Here is a 24,871-nt window from a genome sequence, read left to right as displayed (position 1 = left end):
CCTCTTTCCACCGGGAGCCGTTCATGACCGTGGACCCGAACGCCGCCACCCAGGGCTTCCCCTCCCCGCCGCCCGGCCACGGCCGCGCCACCGCGGCCCGCTACCTCGTCCCGGCCCTGGTCGCCGCGGCCGTCGCGGTCGGCCTCGGTGTCTACGGCAAGGTCCACGACCCCACGGGAACGGCGTTCAATCTCGCCGGTTTCAGCAGCACGGGCGCCGTGAAGTCCTGGCTGGCGACGACGGCGTTCTTCTTCGCCCTCGTCCAGCTCGTCTCGGCGCTCATGATGTACGGGAAGCTGCCGGGCCCGGGCTGGGCGGCGAGGCTGCACCGGTGGTCGGGACGGATCGCGTTCCTGGTGGCGGTACCGGTCGCGGTCCACTGTCTGTACGCGTTGGGCTATCAGACGTACAGCACACGCGTCATGTGGCACTCGCTCCTGGGGTGCTTCTTCTTCGGTGCCTTCAGTGCCAAGATGCTGCTGCTCCGCTCGGAGCGCCTGCCCGGCTGGCTGCTGCCCGTCGTCGGCGGACTCGTCTTCGCCGTGCTCACCGCCGTCTGGCTGACATCCGCCTTCTGGTTCTTCCGTACGTTCGGAGTGACGACATGACCGACCGCTCGACGCGGCGCACCGTGATCCTCGCCGCGGGGACGTCCGCGCTGCTCGCGGGGTGCAGCGAGTACGGCGACAAGAGCAGTTCCCCGGACGAGTCGCCGAAGGCGTCCAGCGGACAGCAGCTCGCCACGACGAGTGACATCCCGGTGGGCGGAGGCACGATCTTCAAGGACCAGAAGGTCGTGGTCACCCAGCCTGCGAAGGGCGACTTCAAGGCCTTCTCGGCGGTCTGCACGCACCAGGGGTGCCTGGTGGACAAGGTGGCGGGCGGAACGATCGACTGCCCCTGCCACGGCAGCAAGTTCAGTGTCGAGGACGGGGCGGTGAAGGCCGGTCCCGCGCCGCGTCCGCTGCCCGCGGAGAAGATCACGGTGGAGGGAAACTCGATCCGCCTGGCGTGAGACGGCCCGTAGGCTCCGGACATGCGCTCCGAAGCCCCCGTACCCCCCGCGGCCCCGACACCCCGGGCAGCCCGGACACAGCCGGCGTCCCCCGCTCTCGCGGGGTCGCCCGTGCCGTCCGGCTCGCTCGCCCCGGCGATACCGGAGGACGGGATCCCGCTGGTGCGGGACCACACGGTCTACTCCTGTGTGATGGGGTCACGAGCCTTCGGACTGGCCACGGACGGCAGTGACACGGACCTCCGGGGCGTCTTCCTCGCCCCGACCGCGCTGTTCTGGCGCTTCGAGAAACCTCCGACGCATGTCGAGGGCCCGGCGCCGGAGCAGTTCAGCTGGGAACTGGAGCGGTTCTGCGCGCTCGCGCTGCGCGCCAACCCGAACATCCTGGAGTGCCTGCACTCCCCGCTCGTCGAGCACGTGGACGACACCGGCCGCGAACTCCTCGACCTGCGCCAGGCCTTCCTCTCCCGTCAGGCGCACGAGACGTTCACCCGCTACGCCCTGGGCCAGCGCAAGAAGCTGGAGGCCGACGTCCGCACGCACGGCGCCCCGCGCTGGAAGCACGCCATGCATCTGCTGCGCCTGCTCACGAGTGCGCGCGATCTGCTGCGCACCGGCTCCCTGACGATCGAGGTCGGGGAGCAGCGCGAGCCGCTGCTCGCGGTGAAGCGGGGCGAGGTGCCCTGGAGCGAGGTCGAGCGCTGGATGCTCCGGCTGGCGACGGAGGCCGACGAGGCGGCCGTCGGCAGCCCGCTCCCGCCCGAGCCCGACACCGCGCGCGTCGAGGACTTCCTGGTCCGGGTCCGCCGGGCCTCAGCGCTCAAGGACGCCGCCGGGGGCCGGTAGTCCCGCCGGAACGCCCTCCGCGCCCGGGACGACGTCCTGACCTCCCCCGAACCCGTCCAGCCGGACCCTGACCACGAAGGCCTGCAGAGCGTCGTACGCGCAGGCGGCGTCGGGCAGTTCGGAGGCCTCCTGTGCCTCGTCGAGGAGTACGTGCAGCCGCTGCACGTCCTCCTCCACCCGAGCGCGCGGGATGTCCGCGGGCCCGTGCTCCCGTTCCGCCTTCGCGGCGATCAGGTCCGCGAGATACGCGGGAGAGGCGATCTGCCCGGCCAGCGTGGGCAGATCGGCCTGCACCTCCCCGCTGCGCATGAGGTGGATGCCGGTGAGCAGCACACGGAACGTGTAGAGCAGCGGCTTGAGTTCGCCGCTCTTCTCGAAGAGCCGCCACTGTGTGGCCGCGAACCCCCGGTAGTGGTGGGCGTGGTGACGGGTGACGACGTCGGGGGCGAGCGAGATCAGCTCACGGTGTTCGTCGCTCGTGCGCACGACCAGCGGCGACAGGAGCTGCTCCAGCACATAGCCGTTGCGCCGCAGCATGAGCCGTACGAACTTGCGCAGGTCGTGGGTGACCAGGTCCATCTCGGTCCCGTCCCGGAACCACATGCGCGACCGGGTCTCCTCCGGCTCGCCCAGCCCGACGAGGGCGGCCGTCGGCAGCACGTGGACACCGCGCAGGTCGACGTCGGAGTCGCGGGACGGGAAGCCGTACAGGTGCGCTCCGGAGACGGTGGCGAAGAGCACGGGGTCGGGCTGTTCGCCCACCACGCTCGCGAGATCGGCGCCGGGACCGAGGACGTCTGTCACGGCTCAAGCATCCCAGAGCGCCCCCAGCGACATGAGGTCGCTCTGGTACTCGACGCGGTCGGCCCAGTCGGTCGGCCAGGCCTCGGAGCCGTGGTGGGCGCCCGCGAACGCCCCGGTCAAGCAGGCGATGGAGTCGGAGTCGCCCGAGGTGCAGGCGGCCCGGCGCAGCGCGGTGACGGGTTCGTCGACGAACATCAGGAAGCACAGCAGGCCGGTGGCGAAAGCCTCCTCGGCGATCCAGCCCTCACCGGTGGCCAGGCAGGGGTCGTCCTCGGGCGACGCGGTCCGCACGGCCTGGCGGAGGTTGTCCAGGACGGCGATGCACTCGTCCCAGCCGCGGGAGATGTACGCCTCGGGTGTGGCGTCATGGCAGAAGGTCCACAGGTCGCCGAGCCAGCGCGAGTGGTAGCGGTGCCGGTTCTCGTGCGCGTACGCGAGCAGCAGGCCGATCAGTTCCGCGGGCCGGGCGCCCTGGGAGAGCAGCCGGACGGTGTGCGCGGTGAGGTCCGAGGCGGCGAGCGCGGTGGGGTGGCCGTGGGTGAGCGCGGCCTGGAGCTGGGCGGCTCCGGCGCGCTGTTCGTCGCTGAGTCCGCGGGCGAGCCCGACGGGCGCCACGCGCATGTTGGCGCCGCAGCCCTTGGAACCGGTCTGGCTGGCCTCCTGCCAGCGGCGGTTCTCGTCCTTGAGGAGGTCGCAGGCGACCAGGCAGGTCCGGCCGGGGGCCCGGTTGTTCTCGGGCGACTGGTACCAGTCCACGAACTCCTCGCGGACCGGCCGTTCCATCCGCAGCGGGCCCAGCAGTCCGCTGTCCATGGCGGTGCGCAGTCCGCTGGCCAGCGCCAGGGTCATCTGGGTGTCGTCGGTGACGATCGCGGGCCTGGGCAGCGCCATCTGCCGCCAGGGGCCGCATTTCTCGAGGATGGCGGGCACGGTGCTGAACTCGGTGGGGAAACCGAGCGCGTCGCCGAGGGCCAGGCCGATGAGGGAACCGGTGGCTGCGCGCTTGGTCAGGGTCGTGCTGGTCATCGGGGCCGTCCTTACGAGGTGGGACGCAGCAGTGGTGGGTGCAGAACCTTGGCGCCGCCCGCGCGGTAGAGGGCGGCGGGTTTGCCGCGGCCGCCGGTGAGGCGTGCGGCACCGGGGACCTGTTCGACGAACCCCGGCGTGGCGAGGACCTTGCGCCGGAAGTTGGGCCGGTCGAGCGTGGTGCCCCACACCGTCTCGTAGACGTGCTGAAGCTCTCCGAGGGTGAACTCGGGCGGGCAGAAGGACGTGGCGAGACAGGAGTACTCCAGCTTGGCGCCCACGCGTTCATGGGCGTCTGCCAGGATCCGGTCGTGGTCGAAGGCGAGCGGGCCGAGCGCGTCGAACGGCAGCCACCGGGCCTGCGCCGCGTCGCCGCCGCCGTGCGGTTCGGGCGGGTCGGGCAGCAGCGCGGCGAACGCGACGGAGACGACCCGCATACGGGGGTCGCGGTCGGGTTCGCTGTAGGTGCGCAGCTGCTCCAGGTGGAGTCCCGAGAGGTCCGACAGGCCGGTCTCCTCGGCGAGTTCACGCCGTGCGGCCGTCTCGGCGGACTCGCGGGGCAGCACGAAGCCGCCGGGCAGGGCCCAGCGGCCGGCGTACGGTTCCCGGCCCCGCTCGATCAGCAGGACCTGGAGTGCGCCCGCGCGTACGGTCAGGACGGCCAGGTCGACGGTGACGGCGAAGGGCTCGAAGGCGTATTTGTCATAGCCCTCGGGTGCCTCACCCCCCGGCGCGCGGTCTTCCCCTGTCGCCACCCTCACGCCCCCTTTTTATGGTCACCCTGACCATGGTCATTACGACTATAAAGGGAGCGGGGGGTGTCAACAAGGCTTTCGGCCGGTGCGGTTGTGGCTCCCGGAGCCGGCGCGGGAGCCGTGGCTCCGTTCCGGACCGGGAGCGCGGACGGTCGGCCGGTCGGCCGGTCGCTACACCCGGGCTCGCGACGCCGCCGGCCGCCGGGTCCCGGCCCGGGGTGCCTCCGGCCCCCGCGCCTGAGCGCGGGCCGGAGCGAGGACGGCCACCAGCGCTCCGACGGCCGCGACTCCCGCCGAGACCCACAGCGCGGGACCGCAGCCGTCGATGAAGTCCCGCGCCGAGCCGTAACCCCCGAAGTGGGTGAACACGGCCGCCGCCGCGGCGACTCCGAAGACCCCGCCCAGTTCGCGCAGCGCGTTGTTGACGCCTGCCGCGACACCCGCGTCGGCGGGCGGCACCGCGGACGTCACGGCGTTCGCCACGGTGGGGAAGACCATGGAGATGCCGACGCCCGCGACGATCAGGGGCAGCACCAGCCGTCCGTAGGCGACGCCGGGCTGCACCTGCCAGGCCAGGAGCCCGAGTCCGGCCGCCTGGAGGACGAGTCCGCCGAACATGAAGGGACGGTTCCCGAACCGGTCGGCGAGAGCGCCCGCGAGCGGTGCCACGAGCAGCGGCATGCCGGTCCACACCAGGATGCGGACACCGGCCTGGAGCGGCGAGTTCCCGAGGCCGAGCTGGAACAGCTGCGTGATCACGAAGAGCGAGCCGAGCAGCGACATGAACGTCAGGAAGGCGACGGCGTTGGCGGTGGAGAAGGCGCGCCTGCGGAAGTAGCCGAGGGGCAGCATCGGGTAGCGCGCCCGCGCCCGTTCCCAGCCGAGGAAGGCCGCCACGAAGACGACTCCGACGGCCAGCGCGCCCAGCACCTCTGCACTCCCCCAGCCCGCCTGCGGGGCCCGCACCGGCGCCCAGGCCAGGCCGGTCAGTCCGACGGCGGCCAACAGCAGCCCCACGACGTCGAGTTGCGGACGCGGGCCATGGCTCTCCCGCAGCTTCAGCGCGGCGAGCGGCAGCATCGCGAGCCCGGTCGGCACGTTCAGCCAGAAGATCCACTGCCAGGACAGCCCCTCGGTGACGGTGCCGCCGAGCACGGGTCCGGCCGCGACACCGAGTCCGGTCACCCCGCCCCAGACCCCGATGGCGACGCCCCGCTTCTCGGCCGGGAACGCCTCGCTGATCAGGGTCAGGGTGAGCGGCAGCAGGACGGCGGCGCCGGCGCCCTGGAGCACCCGCGCGGCGATGAGCTGACCTGGCCCCGGGGCCAGCGCGGCGAGGGCCGAGGCCAGGGTGAAGACGGCGAGCCCGACGACGTACATGCGCCGCCGCCCGAACCGGTCGCCGAGCGCGGCACCGGTCAGGGTGAGGCAGGCGAAGACGAGGTTGTACGCGTTGATCGTCCACTCCAGGTCGGACAGGCTCGCCCCGAAGTCGGCCCGCAGGGCCGGCAGCGCGGTGGCCACGACGACCACGTCGAGAGAACAGAGCAGCGCCCCGAGTCCGGCCAGGATCACGGTCCACGCACGGCGTGCGGGCGGGGCCGACGGCTGCTGGACGGGGGCGCGTGCGGTGGTGTCGGTCATGACGGTTCCTTCCGTGAGGATCACTCACGGAGAACCGACCCGGCCCGCGCGGAAAAGGAATCGCGGTCGGCGACCGCCGTTCGGATCGGGCCGGCCCGCCGCGCGGTGGGACGCGCACCACGGATCGAGCCGCGCGCCGAAATCCGCACGACAGCCCTTAGGCGCGCCGGCCGAGGTACGCGAGGAGCAGGGTGCCCGGCGGGGCCCACCGCGGTACGTCGACGGGGTCGGCGAAGCGCACACCGCGGTCGGCGTCCGCGACCACGAGGTGCGCGAGCGGCAGCAGTTCCAGGGCCAGCGCGGACGGGATCGGCCGCGTCCGCCCGCAGGCCCGTGCGACGTCCCAGCCGTGCACCGCGATCTCCAGGGCGCCGACGGCCACCAACAGTCCCGCGTCCAGGGACCGGTCCCCCACGGCCGGGTCGGGCCGCCGCGCGGACACCGCGGCGCAGGCACCGAGGAGAGCGCCCGCCCGCTCGCGGAAGGCGCACACCGGGTCGGCCGCGGGGCGGGCCGGGCACAGCCCGACCCGCCCGTCCGCGACGCCCTCGTGGAGGGCTTCGACCGAGTCGTCGAGGTGGTGGAGCAGCTCCCCCAGGTCCCACTCGGCGCACGGCGTCGGCCGCCACAGACCCTCGCGCGGCACGGCGGCGACAGCGACCGTCGCGTACGCGAGGGACCGCTCCAGGAGCTCTCCGGGATTCACCGGAGCGTCCCGGGCAGTCCGAAGGCGGCGAACAGTCCCGGGTCCAGGAAGACGGTGAGCCGGGTGATGCCGCCCGCCTCGGCCGTGAGCACCTGCACGGAGTGCGCCCGGAGCACCCCGTCGATCCCGCGCTCGTACGCCGCCACCGCGGGCTGCCCGTTGGCCCGGACTGCGAGCATGCGGATCCATCCGGGCTCGCGCCCGGACAGCACCCGCACGCGCAGGAACCGCAGGACGTCCTTCCTGCCGCTGAACCACTCCAGGTGGGGCGGCATCTCCAGTTCGACGCCGTCCCGCAGCAGCCCCAGCAGCGACTCCATGTCGGCGTTCTCGAAGGCCGACATGTAGCGGTCGAGGAGTTCGCGGTCGTCGGCGCCGTCGGGCTCGACCACCAGGTCCTCCTCCGGCGCGACCTCGTCGAGCCGGGCACGCGCGCGCTGGAGCGTGCTCTTGACCGCCGCGGTCGACGTGTCGAGCAGGGCGGCCACCTCCGAGGCGCGCCAGGCCAGCACGTCCCGCAGGATCAGTACGGCCCGCTGCCGCGCGGGCAGGTTCTGCAGCGCGGCCACCAGGGCGAGCCGCAGCGTTCCGCGCGCCGCGACGACCGTCGCCGGGTCGACGAGTGTGTCGGGCAGCGGCTGGAGCCAGGGGATGTCCGTCGCGGGGCCCCGCAGCGGCTCCTCGGGCGCGTCTCCCGGCCCGCAGAGCCCGGTGGGCAGGGGACGGCGCCCCCGCCCCTCCAGGGCCGTCAGACACGTGTTGGTGGCGATCCGGTAGAGCCAGGTGCGCAGGGAGGCCCGGCCCTCGTACCCCTCGTAGGACCGCCAGGCCCGCAGATACGTCTCCTGCACGAGGTCCTCGGCGTCGTCGACCGAGCCGAGCATGCGGTAGCAGTGGGCGAGCAGCTCCCGCCGGTACGGATCGGTCAGCCGGACGAAGTCGTCGCGGCCCGTCGTCGCGGTCATCGCCGTTCCCTTCGCTCGCACCGGGGCGCCGGGGCCACCGGTGGTCCGTTCACCGATACAGACCGGCGGGGGGCCGAGAACGAATCGGCCGGCCCCGGAGAAGTTCCGGGACCGGCCGTGTCACGCGCGGGATGTCCGCGGGCCGCGGGAGCCGTGGGGGCTCCCGGGCCTCAGGGGGCTTTCGGGGTCAGAGACCGACCTCGGCCATGAGCATGCCGACCTCGGTGTTCGACAGGCGGCGCAGCCAGCCCGACTTCTGGTCGCCCAGGGTGATCGGGCCGAAGGAGACGCGCACCAGCTTGTCGACCGGGAAGCCGGCCTCGGCGAGCATGCGGCGCACGATGTGCTTGCGGCCCTCGTGCAGGGTCACCTCGACGAGGTAGTTCTTGCCGGTCTGCTCGACGACACGGAAGTGGTCCGCCTTGGCGTACCCGTCCTCCAGCTGGATGCCGTCCTTGAGCCGCTTGCCCAGGTCGCGCGGGATCGGGCCCTGGACGTGCGCGAGGTAGACCTTCTTCACGCCGTACTTGGGATGGGTCAGCCGGTGCGCCAGCTCGCCGTGGTTGGTGAGCAGGATGACGCCCTCGGTCTCGGTGTCGAGCCGGCCCACGTGGAAGAGCCGCGTCTCGCGGTTCGTCACGTAGTCGCCGAGGCACTGGCGGCCCTCGTTGTCCTCCATCGTGGAGACGACACCGGCCGGCTTGTTCAGCGAGAAGAACTGGTACGACTGCGTCGCGACGGTCAGCCCGTCGACCTTGATCTCGTCCTTCTCCGTGTCGACGCGCAGACCCTGCTCCAGGACGATCTGGCCGTTGACCTCGACCCTGGCCTGGTCGACCAGCTCCTCACAGGCGCGCCGGGAGCCGTAGCCCGCCCGCGCGAGGATCTTCTGCAGGCGCTCGCCCTCCTCCTCGGCGCCCGGGAAGGTCTTGGGCAGCTTGATCTCCGGCTTGCCCGCGTACCGGTCCCGGTTGCGCTCCTCGGTCCGCGTCTCGTACTCACGGGAGCGCGCGGGCTCGGTGCGGCCGCCGCGCTGCTGGCCCTGCTTGGGGCCGCCCTTGGCGCCACCGCGCGCCGAGGCTCCGCGCCCGGACTTCGGGCCTTCGTGCGTGCCCCCGGGGCCTACGTCGTAGCGGCGCTCCTCGGGACGGGGCTTGCTGGGACGCTTCGGCTGGTCGTCGCGCCCCTGCGCCGAGCTCCTCGGCTGGAAACCGCTCCCGCCGCTGCCGCGCGAGCCGCCACTGCCGCTGCCGCTGCCGCGCGAGCCGCCGCCACTCCCGCCGGTTCCACGGGAGCCACCGCTCCCGCCGGTCCCACGCGAACCGCCACTGCCGGTCCCACGCGAACCGCCGCTGCCGCGCGAGCCGCCGCTCCCGCCGCTCCCGCCGGTTCCCCGCGGGTTGCCGCGCCCGCTGTTCCTGCCACTGCCGCTGCCACTACCGCTGCCACTGCTTCGCATCAAAGTTCCGTCGTCGTCGTGTCGTCTGCGTCTGCGTCCGGTGCATCCGGATCGAACGACGGGACCCCTTCCAGCGTCTCGGCCTCGATCGCGTCCGCCTCGGGGAGGAAGGGCGCGAGCTCCGGGAGCTCGTCCAGACCACGCAGGCCCATTCGCTCCAGGAAGTAGTTCGTCGTCGTGTACAGGATCGCACCTGTTTCGGGTTCCGTGCCCGCCTCCTCGACCAAACCGCGCTGGAGGAGGGTCCGCATCACACCGTCACAGTTGACTCCGCGGACCGCGGAGACCCGGGACCGGCTGACCGGCTGGCGGTACGCGACGACGGCGAGCGTCTCCAGGGCCGCCTGGGTGAGCCGGGCCTGCTGGCCGTCCAGGACGAAGCGTTCGACGGCGCCCGCGTACGCGGGACGCGAGTAGAAGCGCCAGCCGCCCGCGATCAGCCTGAGCTCGAATCCGCGGCCCTGGACGGTGTACTCGTCGGCCAGGGCGCGCAGCGCGTCCGCGACCTGCCGCCGGGGCCGCTCCAGGATCTTGGCCAGGTGTTCCTCGGTGGCCGGCTCGTCCACGACCATCAGGACGGCCTCCAGAGCGGCCCCGAGATCGAGGTCGGCGACTGTGGGCGGCCCCGCGGGGGTGCCGGTGCTCTCCTCGCTCACGCCTTCTCCTTCTCGCTCCCGCGCCCTGCCGCCTCGCTCCCGCGCCCTGCCGCGTCCTTCGCCTCGTCCTTCGCCGCTTCCGCCGGCCGGTCGAACTCGTCCGTCACCCGCGGACCCTCGTCGTCCTCCCCGCCCGTCCAGCGCACCACGAGGTCCCCGAGAGCCTCCTCCTGGTCCAGGGCGACGGCCTTCTCCCGGTAGAGCTCCAGCAGGGCCAGGAAGCGGGCGACCACGGTGAGGGTGTCGTCGGCGTCCTCCACGAGCGAGCGGAAACTCGCCTCGCCGAACTCCCGCAGCCGCGCGACCACGATGCGGGCCTGTTCCTGCACGCTGACGAGCGGCGCGTGGATGTGGTCGACGTACACCTGGGGCTTGGGCCTGGGCTGCATCGCCTTCACGGCGAGCCTCGCGAAGCCCTCGGCCCCGATGCTGATGACGACCTCGGGCAGCAGTTCGGCGTACTGCGCCTCCAGGCCGACGGTACGGGGGTAGCGGCGGGCCTCCTCGTCGAGGCGCGCGTTGAAGATGTCCGCGATCTGTTTGTACGCGCGGTACTGCAGCAGCCGCGCGAAGAGCAGGTCCCGCGCTTCCAGCAGGGCCAGATCGGCCTCGTCCTCGACCTCGGCGGCGGGCAGCAGCCGGGCCGCCTTCAGGTCGAGCAGGGTCGCCGCGACGACCAGGAACTCGGTCGTCTGGTCGAGATCCCAGTCCGGGCCCATCGCCCGGATGTGCGCCATGAACTCGTCGGTGACCTTGGACAGCGCCACTTCGGTCACATCGAGCTTGTGCTTGGAGATGAGCTGGAGCAGCAGGTCGAAGGGCCCCTCGAAATTCGAGAGCCGCACCCTGAAGACACCGCCCCCGGAATCGGCGGGAGCGTCCCCGGAATCCTCGTCGGCCGCGGGGGCCCCTCCAGCGCCCGTACCGGGCCGCGGGAGGTTGCTGGGTGCCGTGGGCCCCTCGGTCGCCTCTCCGCCACCCGCGGGCGGCTCCGTCGGCCCTTCCGGCGCCACTGAGGGCACTGTGGGGTCTCCGGGCGTCCCCGGGGGCTCGGACGGCGTCCCGGGCCCGCCGGGCCTCCCGGCGCCCTCCCGGGGCGTCCCGGGAGGCTCTACGGGGGCCTTCGGGGGTTCGGCCGACGGGCCGGGCGGGACGGAAGGCTCAGGCGGTGCCTCGACCGGCCCCGGCGCGGTGCCGGGACCGCGCCCCAGCGCGCGCCGACGGCCGCCGGAGGCGGCTGACGGGGGCGGGACGTTCGAGGTCATAACCGTCGAAGGCTACCGCTACCGCCCGCGCAGTCGCCGGACGAGAATGCTCGCGTCCCCGCGGGACTCCAGGTCCGCCAGGACCACGGCGACCGCCTCGCGGACGATCCTCCCGCGGTCGACGGCGAGACCGTGTTCGCCGCGGAGCACCAGGCGCGCGTGTTCGAGGTCCATCAGCTCCTCGGCGGACACGTACACCGTGATCTTCTCGTCGTGCCGTTCCCGCCCACTGGGCCGGCGGTTCGCGGCGCGTCCCCGCTTGCGGGACGACTGCACGGACGTGGAAGGGGCGGCAGAACCTTCCTGCGCCGGCCGGCCGCGCCCCGAACGGTCCGGGGCGCCGGCCCGGCTGCGGGACTCCCCCGCGTCGGACGACTCGGTGCCGGCGGCGACATGTTCGTCGCCCTCGCCGTCACCGCCCCGGACGGGTACCGACTGGGGCGCGTCCTCCCCGGCCGCCGCGTCGCTCTCGCCGGCCGGAGCCGGCACCCGGGCCTCGCCGTTGGTCCGGCGGTTGGGGGAGGACGACTGGAGCGCCATGCCCCCGGTGGTACGGAACAGTTCGTCGGCCCCCGGCAGACTCACTCGGCGTGACACCGGGCGAGCACCTCCCTGGCGAGCTGGCGATAGGCGGCGGCGCCGACGGAGTTGGAGGCGTACGTGGTGATCGGCTCTCCGGCGACCGTGGTCTCCGGGAAGCGGACGGTCCGGCCGATCACGGTGTGGTAGACGTGATCGTCGAAGGCCTCGACGACGCGCGCGAGCACCTCACGGCTGTGCACCGTGCGGGAGTCGTACATCGTGGCAAGGATGCCGTCGAGCTCCAGCTCCGGGTTGAGCCGTTCCTGGACCTTCTCGATCGTCTCGGTGAGCAGCGCGACACCGCGCAGCGCGAAGAACTCGCACTCCAGCGGCACGATCACCTTGTGGGCCGCCGTCAGCGCGTTCACGGTGAGCAGGCCGAGGGAGGGCTGGCAGTCGATCACGATGTAGTCGTAGTCGGCCAGCAGCGGCTTCAGGGCTCGCTGGAGCGTGGACTCGCGGGCGACCTCGCTCACCAGCTGCACTTCGGCGGCGGACAGGTCGATGTTGCTGGGCAGCAGGTCCATGTTCGGGACCGCCGTCTTCAGGAGCACCTCGTCGGCCGCCATGCCCCGCTCCATGAGCAGGTTGTAGACGGTGAGGTCGAGCTCCATCGGGTTGACGCCGAGTCCCACGGACAGCGCGCCCTGCGGGTCGAAGTCGACGAGCAGCACCCGGCGTCCGTACTCCGCGAGCGCGGCACCCAGGTTGATGGTCGACGTGGTCTTGCCCACGCCGCCCTTCTGGTTGCACATCGCGATGATCGTCGCGGGGCCGTGACTGGTCAGCGGACCCGGGATCGGGAAGTAGGGCAGCGGGCGCCCCGTCGGGCCGATGCGCTCACGGCGCTGACGGGCCGCGTCGGGCGCGAGCGTGGCCGCGTACTCCGGATCGGGCTCGTACTCGGCGTCGGGGTCGTAGAAGTGCCCCTCGGGCAGTTCGTCGTAGTCGGCGAAGTGGGTGTGGTTCTCGCCACTTCCGTTGCCGGCCATGGCGTTCACGTGATGGCCATCCATGCTCGGGTGTGCTGTCTGAGTCGTCCGGGGACTCTGGTGGGCTGCGAAGGTGCGGACAGCGACGGAGCCGACAGCCTCGAGCCCCGTGGGGCTCTGGCCCCGCGCCGGCATTCCTGGTTGACCACCCCCGGGAGTAAATGTCGACTCATTCACAAGTCGTCTTACCTCCTTGGTGACCAGGGAACTTCTCGATAGGTCAGCGTGGCACCATGCCGACGATTGGCGACTCTATGGCGTGTCACCGCTCCGCAGCAACACAATCCGCCGGACCCGACCCGATGTGTCGGCAACCGAACATCCCTCTGTCAAGGGCGTAAGGCCGTCGCACGGCAGGTTTCACCGGTGTGCGAATCGGTTGAAGAGTTACGTTCGCGGCGAGTTGAACGAGTGCCGCAAAGTGACCCGACACACACCCGGCCGGACCTTGTCGGGCAAGGTCCGGCCGAGTGTTCGATGTTGACGACCTGTGTTGACGTATCGCCTTTTCTCAGCGCCGAGTCGGCAGCCGGTGCCGGCTCCTGGAGTCGCTCCCGGAGCCGCCGGGAAACTCAGCCGAGCAGGCTCTCCAGCGCGACGTGCTCCAGCCCGTGGGCCTCGGCGACCTCGCGGTAAACAACCTTGCCGTCATGGGTGTTGAGGCCCTTGGCCAGCGCGTTGTCACGGCGCAGGGCCTCGGTCCAGCCGCGGTCGGCGAGCTCGACGATGTACGGCAGCGTGGCATTGGTCAGCGCGTACGTCGAGGTGTTGGGGACCGCGCCGGGCATGTTGGCGACGCAGTAGAAGACCGATTTGTGGACCGGGAAGGTCGGCTCGGCGTGCGTGGTGGGACGCGAGTCCTCGAAGCAGCCGCCCTGGTCGATCGCGATGTCGACAAGGACACTCCCGGGCTTCATCCGCGCGACGAGCTCGTTGGTGACCAGCTTCGGCGCCTTGGCGCCGGGGATCAGGACGGCCCCGATCACGAGGTCGGCCTCGAGGCAGGCCTTCTCCAGCTCGAAGGAGTTGGACATGACGGCCTTGACCTTCGTGCCGAAGATCTTGTCGGCCTCGCGCAGCTTGTTGATGTCGCGGTCGAGCAGCGTCACCTCGAAGCCCATGCCGATGGCGATCTGCGCGGCGTTCCAGCCGGAGACACCGCCGCCGATGACGACGGCCTTGGCCGGCAGCACGCCCGGGACACCGCCGGGCAGGACACCGCGGCCGCCGTTGGCGCGCATCAGGTGGTAGGCGCCGACCTGCGGGGCGAGACGGCCCGCGACCTCGGACATCGGGGCGAGCAGCGGCAGGGCGCGGTTCGGCAGTTCGACGGTCTCGTAGGCGATCGCCGTGGTGCCGGACTCCAGGAGGGCGTCCGTGCACTCCCTGGAAGCGGCCAGGTGCAGGTAGGTGAAGAGCGTCTGGTCCTTGCGGAGGCGGTGGTACTCCTCCGCGATGGGCTCCTTGACCTTCAGCAGCAGGTCGGCGGTGGCCCAGACCTCGTCGGCGGTGGACAGGATCTGCGCCCCGGCGGAGACGTACTCCTCGTCCGTGATCGAGGAGCCGACACCGGCGTTCTGCTCGACGAAGACCTGGTGGCCGTGGCGCACGAGCTCGTGCACACCGGCGGGGGTGATGGCCACCCGGAACTCGTTGTTCTTGACCTCGCGGGGGATGCCGACCTTCACGTCGATCACGGTCCTTGACTCAGAGGGCTCTGGGGCTATGCGTGCCGAGGCGATGCAAGCCAGGCAATGCATGTCATACCCGACGTACGGGAGCACACCGGGAGACACCACGGAAGAACGCGGCGGAGCCAGTCTAATGAAGGGATTCCCTCTGTCTAGCCTTTCAATGCATCAATCTTCAGCGGATGAACTGCGGATTTCGTAGGTGTTAGCGTCGCGTTCCCCTCCGGACGTGCTCTCCGGGAACTCATCTCCCAGCATGCGCTCGGCCGCCGCTCGGTGCAGCCGGGCGGCCGCCGGGTCGCCGAGCCTGTCCAGGGTGTCGGCCAGCCTGACCTGGAGCGCGGCCTGCAGACGTACGTCGTCCGCGCGGCGCGCCCACTCGACGGCTTCCTGGCAGGTGCGCAGCGACTCCTCGGAGCGTCCCGCGTACTCCTGGACCCGGGCCATCTCGCTCAACGCCCTTGCCTGGGAGGCGACATCACCGTTCTTGCGGTGCCAGGCGACCGCGGCGCGCCAGTTGACCTGTGCCTCTCCGTAGCGGCCCGCGTAGGTGTGCGCGGTGGCGATACGCCCGTACAGCCGGGCGGCGTCCACGCGCTCGTCCCGGGCGAGCCGCTGGGCGAGCGCCCTGCCGTACCAGTCGGCGGCCCGGTCGTGGTCCCCGAGTTCCTGGTGGGCTCCGCCTACGGATTCCATCGCGCGGCCGGTCGCGTACGGGTCGTTCGCCTCGCGTCCGGCGTCCAGTGCGGCCCGGTAGCGGGCGAGGGCGTCGGTCCCGCGGCCGGTCTGCGCGTCGAGGTCGGCGAGATTGAGCAGGGCCGCCGCCTTCTCGCGCGGCAGGTTCCGGCGCTCGGCGACGTCCAGCACGAGACGGTGGATGCCGTACAGGTCGGGCGCCGCGGCCCGGGTGCCGAAATGAGCCGCCATCGCCCGCACCAGGGCCGCCATCAGCCGCCGGGCGAGGGTGTCCAGCTCCCCGTCGGCGACCGCCAGCCGCGCCGAGGCGAGCAGCGCGGGCCGGCGCACCCGCAGCCAGTCCTCGGCCGCCCCGGGACCGGAGAAGCGCAGGGCGCGCGGCATCCCCGCGAGCTTCTCCCGGGCGGGCGAGCTGTCGGTCTCGGTGACGGCACGGCAGGACACCAGGAGCCGTACGGTCCGTTCCAGCATCCGGGCGCGGGCCAGCTGCGCCTCGGCGGCCCGGTCATGGGTGTCGACGAGCGTCCGGAGCAGGGGATGGAGGCAGCCGGGAACCTCGTACTGCGGCAGCTCCGAGGGGATCGCCCGCACCAGGCCGAGACCGACGAACTCGTCCAGCGTGGTGTGCGCCGTCTGGACCGAGCAGCCGGCCAGCGCGGAGGCGGTGTGCGGGTCGACGAGGCCCGCGGGGGCCAGCGAGAGCAGTCGCAGTATCCGCGCGGCGGTGCCCGGCAGGGAGGCGTACGAGAGCCGGAAGACGCGGTCCAGCGGTGTGCCGTCCTCGCCCTCGGTGCGCAGCTGCTTGGCGAGATCGGAGACGGCGGCGGCGGGGCGCGCGGCGAGCCAGCCGCCGGCCAGCACCAGGGCGGTCGGCTGGCCCGCGCACAGTTCGACCAGTCCTTCGGCCGCGAGCGGATCGACGGTGATGCGGACCGAGCCGGTGAAGTGGCCGAGGAGTTCGAGGGCGGACTTGGTGTCCAGGCCGCCGAGCGTGCAGGGGCGGACGTCCGCGATTCCGGTCAGCGGCCCGCCGGAGACGGCGACGACCAGGCAGTCCGGGGAGTCGGGCAGCAGCGCGTCGACCTGCTCGGCGTCGGCGGCGTCGTCGAGCAGGAGCACCGCCCGGCGGACCGCGAGGGCCTCGCGCAGCCGCTCGCCGAGGTCGTCGGCGTCGGCTCCGGGGGGTGCGGACAGGCCGAGGGCGGTGAGCAGTTCCCGCGCGGTGGCCTCGGTGGGCACCGGGGTGCCGTCGGGTTCGGTGAGGCGGGCGCGCAGTATGCCGTCGGGGTAACTCTCGGCGACCTGCGCGGCGAGCTGGGCCGCCAGCGCGGTCCGGCCGGAACCGGGCTTGCCCGCGATGAGCAGCACCCGGGCCCGCGGGGCCTTGCGGCCGGCGATGGTGTCGAGGCCGGCGCGCTCGATGTCCGCCCGGAGTTCCTTCAACTCTCTTGTGCGGCCCAGGAACTGACTCTTCGTAGGAGGGGACCCGGCAGCCGGCCGCTGCCCCTGGGACGACACCTTTGTGCCGCCGTCGTCCACCGCCTGATCCGCCACGGGCCACGCTCCCGTTCCACCGCACGCGCAAGCCCGCCGGGACTCCGGTACGAGCGTTTTCCAGAGCCTAGTTCACGCTCTGCGACGATCCGTGCGGAGCGCGGCGGCGGTATCCCCCGATCGGATCAGGCGATCGTAGGACCGGTGCCCCCAGACGGGCGTACGCGGCCCGTCCGAAGCGGGCCTCCGGGACGGCGCGGCCGCCCCGGAGGCGGACGTCAGGCCTCGAAGGGGCGCGCGGGCCAGGGCGCCTCGGCCGGGCGCAGGGCGTCGAGTCCGGCGCCTTGTCGCGCGGCGAGCAGCGAGAGGACGCCCACGACCAGGCAGTTGTTGTGCAGATCGCCGGCGAGCACACCGCTGACGAGTTCACCGAGGGGGACGCGGGCCAGCTCCATGTCCGCCTCCTCGTCCTCGACCTCGAACCGCTCGCCCTCCGCCTGGGAGAGGTCACGGGCCAGGAAGATCCGGATGGCTTCGTCGCAGCCGCCGGGCGTGGTGTAGACGTCGGTCAGCACACGCCAGGTCTCCGCCTTGACGTGCGCCTCCTCGTAGAGCTCGCGCTGGGCGGCGTGCAGCGGGTTCTCGCCGGGGATGTCGAGCAGGCCCGCCGGGATCTCCCACAGCTTGTGGCGCACGGGGTGGCGGTACTGGCGCAGGACCAGGACACGGTCCTCGTCGTCCAGGGCGAGCACGGCCACGGAGCCCGGGTGGACCTGGTAGTCGCGGCGGACGACGGATCCGCCGGGCATGACCACGTCGTCGGTGCGCACCGAGGTCTTGTTGCCCTTGAAGGGGGTCTCGGTCGCCCGGACCTCCCACTCCTCGGGGGTGTCCTTGATCGTCATGGCCTGTCCTCCCACACGCAAAAAGAGTCCGGTCCGGTGACGGAACCGGGGCACGCGCCCGCGGGAACTCCCGCGGACCCGCACCCCGGTCACCGTACAACCTGGTGCTACTTGGCCCTACTTGCCCGTCTTGCGTGCCACCGCGGCCTTGACCAGGCCCGCGAAGAGCGGGTGCGGCCGGGTCGGGCGGGAGCGCAGCTCGGGGTGCGCCTGGGTCGCGACCAGGTACGGGTGGACGTCGCGCGGGTACTCGACGTACTCGACGAGCTTGCCGTCCGGGGAGGTGCCGGAGAACTGAAGGCCGGCCTTCTTCTCCAGCTCGGCGCGGTAGGCGTTGTTCACCTCGTAGCGGTGGCGGTGGCGCTCCTCGACGTACTCCTTGCCGTCGTACACCTCGCGCACGATCGAGCCCTCGGCGAGCTTGGCCGGATACATGCCCAGGCGCATGGTGCCGCCCATGTCGCCCTCGCCCGCCACGATGTCGAGCTGCTCGGCCATCGTGGAGATGACCGGGTGGCCGGTGCCGGAGTCGAACTCGGTGGAGTTGGCGTCGGGGATGTCGGCCAGGTTCCGCGCGGCCTCGATCACGATGCACTGCAGGCCCAGGCACAGGCCGAGCAGCGGGATGCGGTTCTCGCGGGCGTACTGGATCGCGCCGACCTTGCCGGAGACGCCGCGGTCACCGAATCCGCCGGGGATGCAGATCGCGTCGACGTCGCCGAGCTGCTTGGCCGCGCCCGCGGGGGTCTTGCAGTCGTCCGAGGTGACCCACTTGATCTTGACGCGGGCCTTGTTGGCGAAACCGCCGGCGCGCAGCGCCTCGGTGACCGAGAGGTAGGCGTCGGGCAGGTCGATGTACTTGCCGACGAGCGCCATGGTGATCTCGTGGACCGGGTTGTGGACGCGGTCGAGCAGGTCGTCCCAGGTCGTCCAGTCCACGTCACGGAACGGCAGATCCAGCTTGCGGACGACGTAGGCGTCCAGGCCCTCGGTGTGCAGGACCTTCGGGATGTCGTAGATCGACTTGGCGTCGATCGCCGCGACCACGGCGGCCTCGTCGACGTCGCACATCAGCGAGATCTTGCGCTTGATGGCGGTGGGGACCTCGCGGTCGGCCCGCAGCACGATCGCGTCCGGCTGGATACCGATGTTGCGCAGCGCCGCGACCGAGTGCTGCGTCGGCTTGGTCTTCAGCTCGCCGGACGGGCCGATGTACGGCAGGAGCGAGATGTGCACGACGAACACGTTGTCGCGGCCGACCTCGTGACGGACCTGGCGGACCGTCTCCAGGAAGGGAAGCGACTCGATGTCGCCGACCGTGCCGCCGACCTCGGTGATGACCACGTCGACGTCGTCGGTCGCCATACGGCGGATGCGGTGCTTGATCTCGTTGGTGATGTGCGGGATGACCTGCACGGTGTCACCGAGGTACTCGCCGCGCCGCTCCTTGGCGATGACGGTGGAGTACACCTGGCCGGTGGTCACGTTGGCCGAGCCGTCCAGGTCCACGTCGAGGAAGCGCTCGTAGTGACCGATGTCCAGGTCCGTCTCGGCGCCGTCGTTGGTGACGAACACCTCGCCGTGCTGGAACGGGTTCATGGTGCCCGGGTCGACGTTCAGGTACGGGTCGAGCTTCTGCATCGTGACCCGCAGACCGCGGGCCTTGAGCAGCGCGCCCAGGCTGGAGGCGGTCAGCCCCTTGCCGAGGGAGGAGGCGACACCCCCGGTGACGAAGATGTGCTTGGTCGTCGTGGCTGTGCTGTTTCGAAAAGCACTGGGCGGCATGGCCAAGAGGGGGCTCCCGTGGTCGGTCTGGGGTGCGTGCCGGCGTGGGGCCCGGAGATTTCCGGGGGTTGCCGTCGCTGCGGTTCGGGGGTTTCTTGCCCACCGGTCCACGGGCTACCAGGGTATCAGCGACCGGACGAGGTCGCTTCCGGCCACGCTCCGCGCACACCCGAGCACCCGGCTCGGCACACAGCTCACACACCGCTCACTCGATCGGCTCAGCCGGGTTGTCCGGAGCGGCACGCGGATCTTCCACGTGCGTCGTATCCTGCTCGGACACTCGCTGCCGAGCCCCTCCGGCACACGGCACCATCCCGTACGTAACCGGAACAAAGAGGGCCTGTCAGTTCGTTCGAAACGACAATCGCATCGCCCATCGCACCGACAACCGGCGTTTCGCAGCGACGCACGACGGACGTCCCCCATCATCGACGTTCCGCAGTTACCGACTCCCATTGCCTACTGTTTTTGCAGTACCTACGTTCCCTTTGACCGCAAGAGCGACCGCCCCGCGAAGGGGCGCCGTGGCCGTTCGACTGGAGATGCACGTGGCCGGGCGCATCGAGGACTACGCACTCATCGGAGACATGCAGACAGCCGCGCTGGTCTGCCGGGACGGCACAGTCGACTGGCTGTGCCTGCCCCGCTTCGACTCCCATGCCATCTTCGCGGGACTGCTCGGCACGGAGGATCACGGCTTCTGGCGGCTCGGTCCCGCGCACGCCGCCGACGCGCAGCCACCCGCGGCCTCGCGCCGCCGGTACCGCGGCGACTCTCTGATCCTCGAATCCGAGTGGGACACACCGCGCGGCACGGTCCGGGTGACCGATTTCATGCCCCCACGCGACGGCGCGCCGCAGCTGATCAGGATCGTCGAGGGCGTCACGGGCCGGGTGCCGATGCGCTCCACGCTGCGCATGCGGTTCTCGTACGGCCGCGTCGTGCCCTGGGTGCGCCGGCACGAGGGGCGCACGGTCGCGGTCGCCGGACCCGACTCGGTCTGGTTCGACACGAACTGTCAGACGTACGGCAAGGACCTGACCACCTACGCCGACTTCACCGTGGCACCGGGCGAGCGCATCGCCTTCACCGTGTCGTGGGAGCCCTCGCACAAGCAGCCGCCGCCGCTGCCCGAGCCGGAGCAGTCGCTGGAGGCGACCGAGGCGTTCTGGCGCGACTGGGTCGACCAGTGCACGTACCACGGCCCCTACCGCGAGGCCGTCGTCCGCTCCCTGATCACGCTGAAGGCCCTGACGTACGCGCCCACGGGCGGCATCGTCGCCGCGCCCACCACCTCCCTCCCGGAGGAGATCGGCGGCGTACGCAACTGGGACTACCGCTACACCTGGCTGCGCGACGCGGCCATCACCCTCTCCTCGCTGCTGCGCACCGGCTACCGCGAGGAGGCCCGCGCCTGGCGCGAGTGGCTGCTGCGCGCGGTCGCCGGCGACCCGGAGAACCTCCAGATCATGTACGGCATCGCGGGGGAACGGGAGTTGGGCGAGGCCGAGCTCGACTGGCTTCCCGGGTACGAGGGTTCGGCGCCCGTCCGGGTCGGCAACGGCGCCGCGCACCAGCTCCAGCTCGACGTCTACGGCGAGGTCACCGAGGCCCTGCACCTGGCCCATATGACGGGCCTGTCCCGCAACGACTACGCCTCGCTCCTCCAGTTGAAGCTGATCCGCTACCTGGAGACCCACTGGGACCAGCCGGACGAGGGGATCTGGGAAGTCCGGGGCCCACGGCGGCACTTCGTGCACTCCAAGGTGATGGCCTGGGTCGCCGTCGACCGCACGATCAAGCTCATCGAGTCCGGGGACGCGCACGGCCCGCTGGAGAAATGGCGCGAACTGCGCGACGACATCCACCGGGACGTGTGCGAGAAGGGCTACGACCAGGAGCGGAACACCTTCACGCAGTCCTACGGCTCGAAGGAGCTCGACGCCTCCCTGCTGCTCATCCCGCAGATGGGCTTCCTGCCGCCGGACGACAAGCGGGTGATCGGCACCATCGAGGCGATCCAGCGCGAGCTGTCCACCTCCGACGGCTTCATCCTGCGCTATCCGACCTCCGGCGAACACGCGGGCGTGGACGGTCTGGAGGGCGACGAGGGTGCCTTCCTCGCCTGCTCGTTCTGGATGGCCGACGACCTCGCGATGATCGGCCGGGTCGACGAGGCCCGCAAGCTCTTCGAGCGCCTGCTGGCCCTGCGCAACGACCTCGGTCTGCTGGCCGAGGAGTGGGACCCGCGTCTGCAGCGCCAGGTCGGGAACTTCCCTCAGGCCTTCAGCCACGTCCCGCTCATCGACACGGCCCTGCGGCTGACGGCGAGCGGGGCGTACGGCGGCTGAGCCGGCCTGTGCCGGGCGCGTGGGGGATCCGTCCCCGACGCGCCCGATGCGCCGTACCCGCCTAGCCTGGAGGGAGTCCTGTCCCCTCATGGAAGGGGGCGGCTTCCATGGCTCCCCTTTCGAAGGCCGGCGCGGCACTGGCCGCGTTCCGCACGGGTCTCTCCGGCGATGTGGTCACCCCCGACGATCCGGGGTACGACGAAGCCCGGACGATCTTCAACGCGATGATCGACCGGCGGCCCGCCGTGATCGCGCGGTGCGAGGGCGAGGCCGACGTGACACGCGCGGTGCGCTTCGCGCGTGAGCTGGACCTGCCGATCGCCGTACGCGGAGGTGGTCACAGCGTCTCCGGCATGTCGCTCAACGACGGCGGTCTCGTCATCGATCTCAGCCGCATGCACGCGGTCACCGTCCACCCCGGGTCCGAGACGGTTCGGGTCGAGGGCGGAGCCCTGATGAGCCATCTCGACCGGGCCACCCAGCCGTACGGCCTCGCGACCACCGGCGGCCGTGTCTCGACGACCGGCGTCGGCGGCTTCGTCCTGGGCGGCGGCAGCGGCTGGCTGGACCGCTCCTTCGGCCTCGCCGTCGACAATCTCCTCGGGGTCGAACTGGTGACCGCCGACGGCTCGCCGGTACGTGCCACCGACCAGGAGAACCCGGAGCTGTTCTGGGCCCTGCACGGTGGCGGCGGGAACTTCGGCGTCGCCACCGCGCTGACCCTCAAGCTGCACCCGCTGCCCGAGTTCTCGATCGCCATGGTGATGTTCCAGCCGGACGCCGGCCCCGACGTCGTGCGCGTCTACCGCGAGATCATCGGGAACGGGCCGCCGGAGGCGAGCGGCGGCGTTCTCTACCTGACCGGCCCGCCCGAGGAGTTCATGCCCGAGCATCTGGTCGGCAAGCGGCTGTGCGGCGGCCTCGTGGCGTACGCGGGCGGCGAGGAGGACATGCGCAAGGTCGCGCAGCCGCTGCTGGCGCTGCCGCACGAGGTCGAAATCGTCACGGCCCTGCCCTACCCCGACTTCAATTCCATGCTCGACGACCCGCCCGGTATGCGGAACTACTGGTCGGCGGAGTACCTCACCGGCGCGCCCGACGACTTCGTGGACGTCTTCTGCGCCCTCGGCGACGCCATGCCCGTCCCCACCGGCAACCAGCACGTGCTGTTCCCGCAGGGCGGCGCGATCGCCGCCGGACCGTCCCGGTTCCCGGTCCCCTACCGCGACGCGCCCTGGGCCGTGCACCCCTTCGGGATCTGGGAGGACCCGGCCGACGACGAGCGGTGTGTCGCCTGGGTCAGGAAGGTCCGCGAGGACGTCCGGCCGTGGAGCACCGGCGCGGTCTATCTGAACTTCATCGGGGACGAGGGCACGGACCGCGTCACGGCCGGGCTCGGCGAGGACAACCTCAGGCGGCTGGCCGCGGTGAAGGCCGAGTACGACCCGGACAACGTCTTCCGCTTCAACCACAACATCGCCCCCGTACCGGCCGCCGCCTGACCTCGGCGCTCACCCGGACACCGCCCGCTGCGGCTCCCGGCGGTCGCCCGCCCCGGCCCGGAGATGCCTCCGCGAGCCGTCCGCGGGTAGCGTCCGCTCCATGGACAGCCGTTACGACACCCAGGGCGCCGGAATCACCGTGCAGCGGGCCCTTGAGCTGCCCGGACTGCGCAGCGGGCTGCCGGAGATCATCGCGGGGGCCGACCGGCTGCAGCGGACCGTGCGCTGGGTGCACGCGGGCGAGGTGCCGAACATCGCCTCGCTGCTCAAGGGCGGCGAACTGCTGCTGACCACCGGGTACGGTCTCGGCACCCGCCCGTCCGACCAGCGCGCGTTCGTCCGCACCCTGGCCGAGCGCGGGATCGCGGCGCTCGTCGTGGAGCTCGGCCCGCGCTTCACCCGGCTCCCGGCCGCGCTCGTGGAGACGGCGCGTTCCACCGGTCTGCCGCTGGTCCAGCTGCACCGCGAGGTGCCCTTCGTGACGGTCACGGAGGAGATCCACACCGAGATCGTCAACGGCCACTACGCGCTGCTCCAGCAGGCCGAGGAAGTGCACCGGCGCTGCACCGAGGCCCTGCTCGGCGGCGGCGGAGTGCCTCAGGTCCTGCGCATCCTGGCCGACTTCAGCGGCAGCCCGGTCTTCCTGGAGACGGCCGACGGACAGCTCCTGTACGCGGCCGGGGCCGGCTCCACGGGCGCCGACCCGCTCCAGGTCTGGGAGGGGCTGCGCGGCCAGCACAAGGAGGAGCCGCCCGCGGGAACCACCCTGGTGGACGTGCCCGGCGGCGGCCCCGGCACCGGCTCCGTACGGGCCCGCCTGGTGCTGCTGCCCGTCAACGCGCCGGTCGCCCCGGTGCACCGGATCGCCGCCGAGCGGGCCGCCGGCATCCTGGCCGTCGTGCTGATGCAGGCCCGCCAGGAGGAAGAGCTGGCGGCGCGAGGGCGCGGCGACTTCCTGACCGACCTGGCCGAGGGCCGTATCGAGGCCGAGGACGCGCCGGCACAGGCCCGGGTACTCGGCTTCAAGCCCGGCTCCGGCCCGCTCCTGCCGGTCGTGATGCGACTCGCCGACGGTCTCGCGCCCGGCGGCGGCTGGGCGGTCCTGGCCCGCGCCGTCGCCGAGGAACTGGCCTCGGTGGGCGTCCCGGTACTGCTGGGCGTACGTCCCGTCGAGGGCCGGGTCCCGCTGCTGCTGGGCCTGCGCTCGGAGTCGGAACGGGGGGCCGTCGCGGACCGTGTCGCGGCGGCGCTGCGCGCCGGGGTGGAACGCGCGGGCATGCAGCGGCCCGGGGCACAGCCGCCGGTGGTGGTGGTCGGGGTCGCCGGGGGCTGGGCGGCCGCGTCGGCGGGCCTGCGGCACGCGGCGGAGACGGCGACGGCCGCGCAGGGACTGTCGGACCGGCCCTGGTACGACGCACGCCGTCTGGACATCGACCTGCTGCTGTGGCGACTGCGCGAGCACCCCGACCTGGCCGCCTTCGTGGAGCGCGCGATCGGTCCGCTCCGCGACCACGACGTCCGCTCCAAACCGCCTCTTCTTCCCACCCTCCAGACGTACTTGGCGCACGCGGGCCGCAAGGCGGAGACCGCCCGCGAACTGCATCTCAACCGGCAGACCCTGTACAACCGCCTCGCCAGGATCGGTGAGTTGCTGGGCATGGACCTGGACGACCCGCAGACGGTACTGGCGTTGAGCCTGGCGCTGCGGGCACGCAGGCACGTTCCCTGAGGG

Annotated in this window: 21 protein-coding genes; 6 read left to right on the top strand and 15 right to left on the bottom strand. The window is 71.9% G+C overall.

The genetic code is table 11. The features are described 5' to 3' along the window. Positions 1-23 precede the first annotated feature (23 nt). Genes OG780_RS32075 through OG780_RS32065 form a run of 3 tightly spaced genes read left to right on the top strand, consistent with a single transcriptional unit; the run spans position 24 to position 1,861 of the window. A complete protein-coding gene (locus tag OG780_RS32075; RefSeq protein WP_328454061.1) occupies positions 24-608 on the top strand; it encodes a DUF6529 family protein in 585 nt (194 codons plus the stop codon). Continuing rightward, positions 605-1,015 (top strand): Rieske (2Fe-2S) protein, encoded by a 411-nt coding sequence (locus OG780_RS32070; protein ID WP_328454059.1) that lies wholly within the window; start codon positions 605-607, stop codon positions 1,013-1,015. The genes OG780_RS32075 and OG780_RS32070 overlap by 4 nt, the downstream gene beginning before the upstream one ends. A 21-nt stretch (positions 1,016-1,036) precedes the next feature. Beyond that, entirely contained in the window at positions 1,037-1,861 is an 825-nt protein-coding gene (locus tag OG780_RS32065; protein ID WP_328454057.1) for a nucleotidyltransferase domain-containing protein, read from the top strand. Here OG780_RS32065 and OG780_RS32060 read toward each other — a convergent pair. The 15 genes from OG780_RS32060 to OG780_RS31990 form a co-directional block, all read right to left on the bottom strand. Continuing rightward, on the bottom strand, positions 1,829-2,665 hold the full coding sequence (locus tag OG780_RS32060) for a nucleotidyltransferase domain-containing protein (RefSeq protein ID WP_328454055.1): 837 nt from the start codon (positions 2,663-2,665) through the stop codon (positions 1,829-1,831). The two genes, OG780_RS32065 and OG780_RS32060, sit on opposite strands and share 33 nt — an antisense overlap. 3 nt (positions 2,666-2,668) lie before the next feature. After that, positions 2,669-3,691: an ADP-ribosylglycohydrolase family protein gene (locus OG780_RS32055; RefSeq protein ID WP_328454053.1), complete on the bottom strand. Its 1,023-nt coding sequence runs from the start codon at positions 3,689-3,691 to the stop codon at positions 2,669-2,671. 11 nt (positions 3,692-3,702) lie between these two features. Continuing rightward, entirely contained in the window at positions 3,703-4,446 is a 744-nt protein-coding gene (locus OG780_RS32050; protein WP_326788642.1) for an NUDIX hydrolase, read from the bottom strand. Between the two features lie 171 nt (positions 4,447-4,617). Continuing rightward, positions 4,618-6,090, bottom strand: a complete 1,473-nt coding sequence (locus OG780_RS32045; RefSeq protein ID WP_328454051.1) for an MFS transporter — start codon at positions 6,088-6,090, stop codon at positions 4,618-4,620. Between the two features lie 157 nt (positions 6,091-6,247). After that, positions 6,248-6,796, bottom strand: a complete 549-nt coding sequence (locus OG780_RS32040; protein WP_328454049.1) for a TIGR03086 family metal-binding protein — start codon at positions 6,794-6,796, stop codon at positions 6,248-6,250. Next, positions 6,793-7,761, bottom strand: a complete 969-nt coding sequence (locus OG780_RS32035; protein ID WP_328454047.1) for a sigma-70 family RNA polymerase sigma factor — start codon at positions 7,759-7,761, stop codon at positions 6,793-6,795. Before OG780_RS32035 ends, OG780_RS32040 begins: the two co-directional genes overlap by 4 nt. Positions 7,762-7,948: 187 nt before the next feature. Then, the gene (locus OG780_RS32030; protein ID WP_328454045.1) at positions 7,949-9,220 is read right to left on the bottom strand and encodes a pseudouridine synthase; all 1,272 of its coding nucleotides are present in this window, start codon (positions 9,218-9,220) and stop codon (positions 7,949-7,951) included. After that, positions 9,220-9,876, bottom strand: coding sequence for an SMC-Scp complex subunit ScpB (gene scpB / locus OG780_RS32025; protein ID WP_328454043.1), 657 nt, complete (start codon positions 9,874-9,876; stop codon positions 9,220-9,222). The genes OG780_RS32030 and scpB overlap by 1 nt, the downstream gene beginning before the upstream one ends. Beyond that, on the bottom strand, positions 9,873-11,141 hold the full coding sequence (locus OG780_RS32020; RefSeq protein ID WP_328454041.1) for a segregation and condensation protein A: 1,269 nt from the start codon (positions 11,139-11,141) through the stop codon (positions 9,873-9,875). The genes scpB and OG780_RS32020 overlap by 4 nt, the downstream gene beginning before the upstream one ends. 18 nt (positions 11,142-11,159) lie before the next feature. Next, complete coding sequence (locus OG780_RS32015) at positions 11,160-11,738, bottom strand: hypothetical protein (protein ID WP_328454039.1); 579 nt, start codon at positions 11,736-11,738, stop codon at positions 11,160-11,162. Then, the gene (locus OG780_RS32010) at positions 11,723-12,850 is read right to left on the bottom strand and encodes a ParA family protein (protein WP_328454037.1); all 1,128 of its coding nucleotides are present in this window, start codon (positions 12,848-12,850) and stop codon (positions 11,723-11,725) included. Before OG780_RS32010 ends, OG780_RS32015 begins: the two co-directional genes overlap by 16 nt. A gap of 437 nt (positions 12,851-13,287) precedes the next feature. Further along, positions 13,288-14,412 (bottom strand): alanine dehydrogenase, encoded by a 1,125-nt coding sequence (ald, locus tag OG780_RS32005; RefSeq protein WP_328454035.1) that lies wholly within the window; start codon positions 14,410-14,412, stop codon positions 13,288-13,290. 162 nt (positions 14,413-14,574) lie between these two features. Beyond that, entirely contained in the window at positions 14,575-16,656 is a 2,082-nt protein-coding gene (locus tag OG780_RS32000; RefSeq protein ID WP_328454033.1) for a tetratricopeptide repeat protein, read from the bottom strand. A gap of 218 nt (positions 16,657-16,874) precedes the next feature. Beyond that, complete coding sequence (locus OG780_RS31995) at positions 16,875-17,501, bottom strand: NUDIX hydrolase (protein ID WP_328454031.1); 627 nt, start codon at positions 17,499-17,501, stop codon at positions 16,875-16,877. A gap of 117 nt (positions 17,502-17,618) precedes the next feature. Further along, positions 17,619-19,286, bottom strand: coding sequence for a CTP synthase (locus tag OG780_RS31990; protein WP_328458543.1), 1,668 nt, complete (start codon positions 19,284-19,286; stop codon positions 17,619-17,621). A gap of 548 nt (positions 19,287-19,834) precedes the next feature. Between OG780_RS31990 and OG780_RS31985 the strand changes: the two genes are divergently transcribed. The 3 genes from OG780_RS31985 (at position 19,835) to OG780_RS31975 (ending at position 24,868) form a co-directional block, all read left to right on the top strand. Then, positions 19,835-21,637 (top strand): glycoside hydrolase family 15 protein, encoded by a 1,803-nt coding sequence (locus OG780_RS31985; RefSeq protein WP_328458541.1) that lies wholly within the window; start codon positions 19,835-19,837, stop codon positions 21,635-21,637. Positions 21,638-21,744: 107 nt separating this feature from the next. After that, complete coding sequence (locus OG780_RS31980; protein WP_328454029.1) at positions 21,745-23,139, top strand: FAD-binding oxidoreductase; 1,395 nt, start codon at positions 21,745-21,747, stop codon at positions 23,137-23,139. Between the two features lie 100 nt (positions 23,140-23,239). Continuing rightward, on the top strand, positions 23,240-24,868 hold the full coding sequence (locus OG780_RS31975; protein WP_328454027.1) for a PucR family transcriptional regulator: 1,629 nt from the start codon (positions 23,240-23,242) through the stop codon (positions 24,866-24,868). The last annotated feature ends 3 nt before the right edge of the window (positions 24,869-24,871 follow it).

This window comes from Streptomyces sp. NBC_00386, assembly GCF_036063235.1.
Lineage (GTDB): Bacteria > Actinomycetota > Actinomycetes > Streptomycetales > Streptomycetaceae > Streptomyces.
This window is presented reverse-complemented; position numbering and strand designations above follow the sequence as displayed.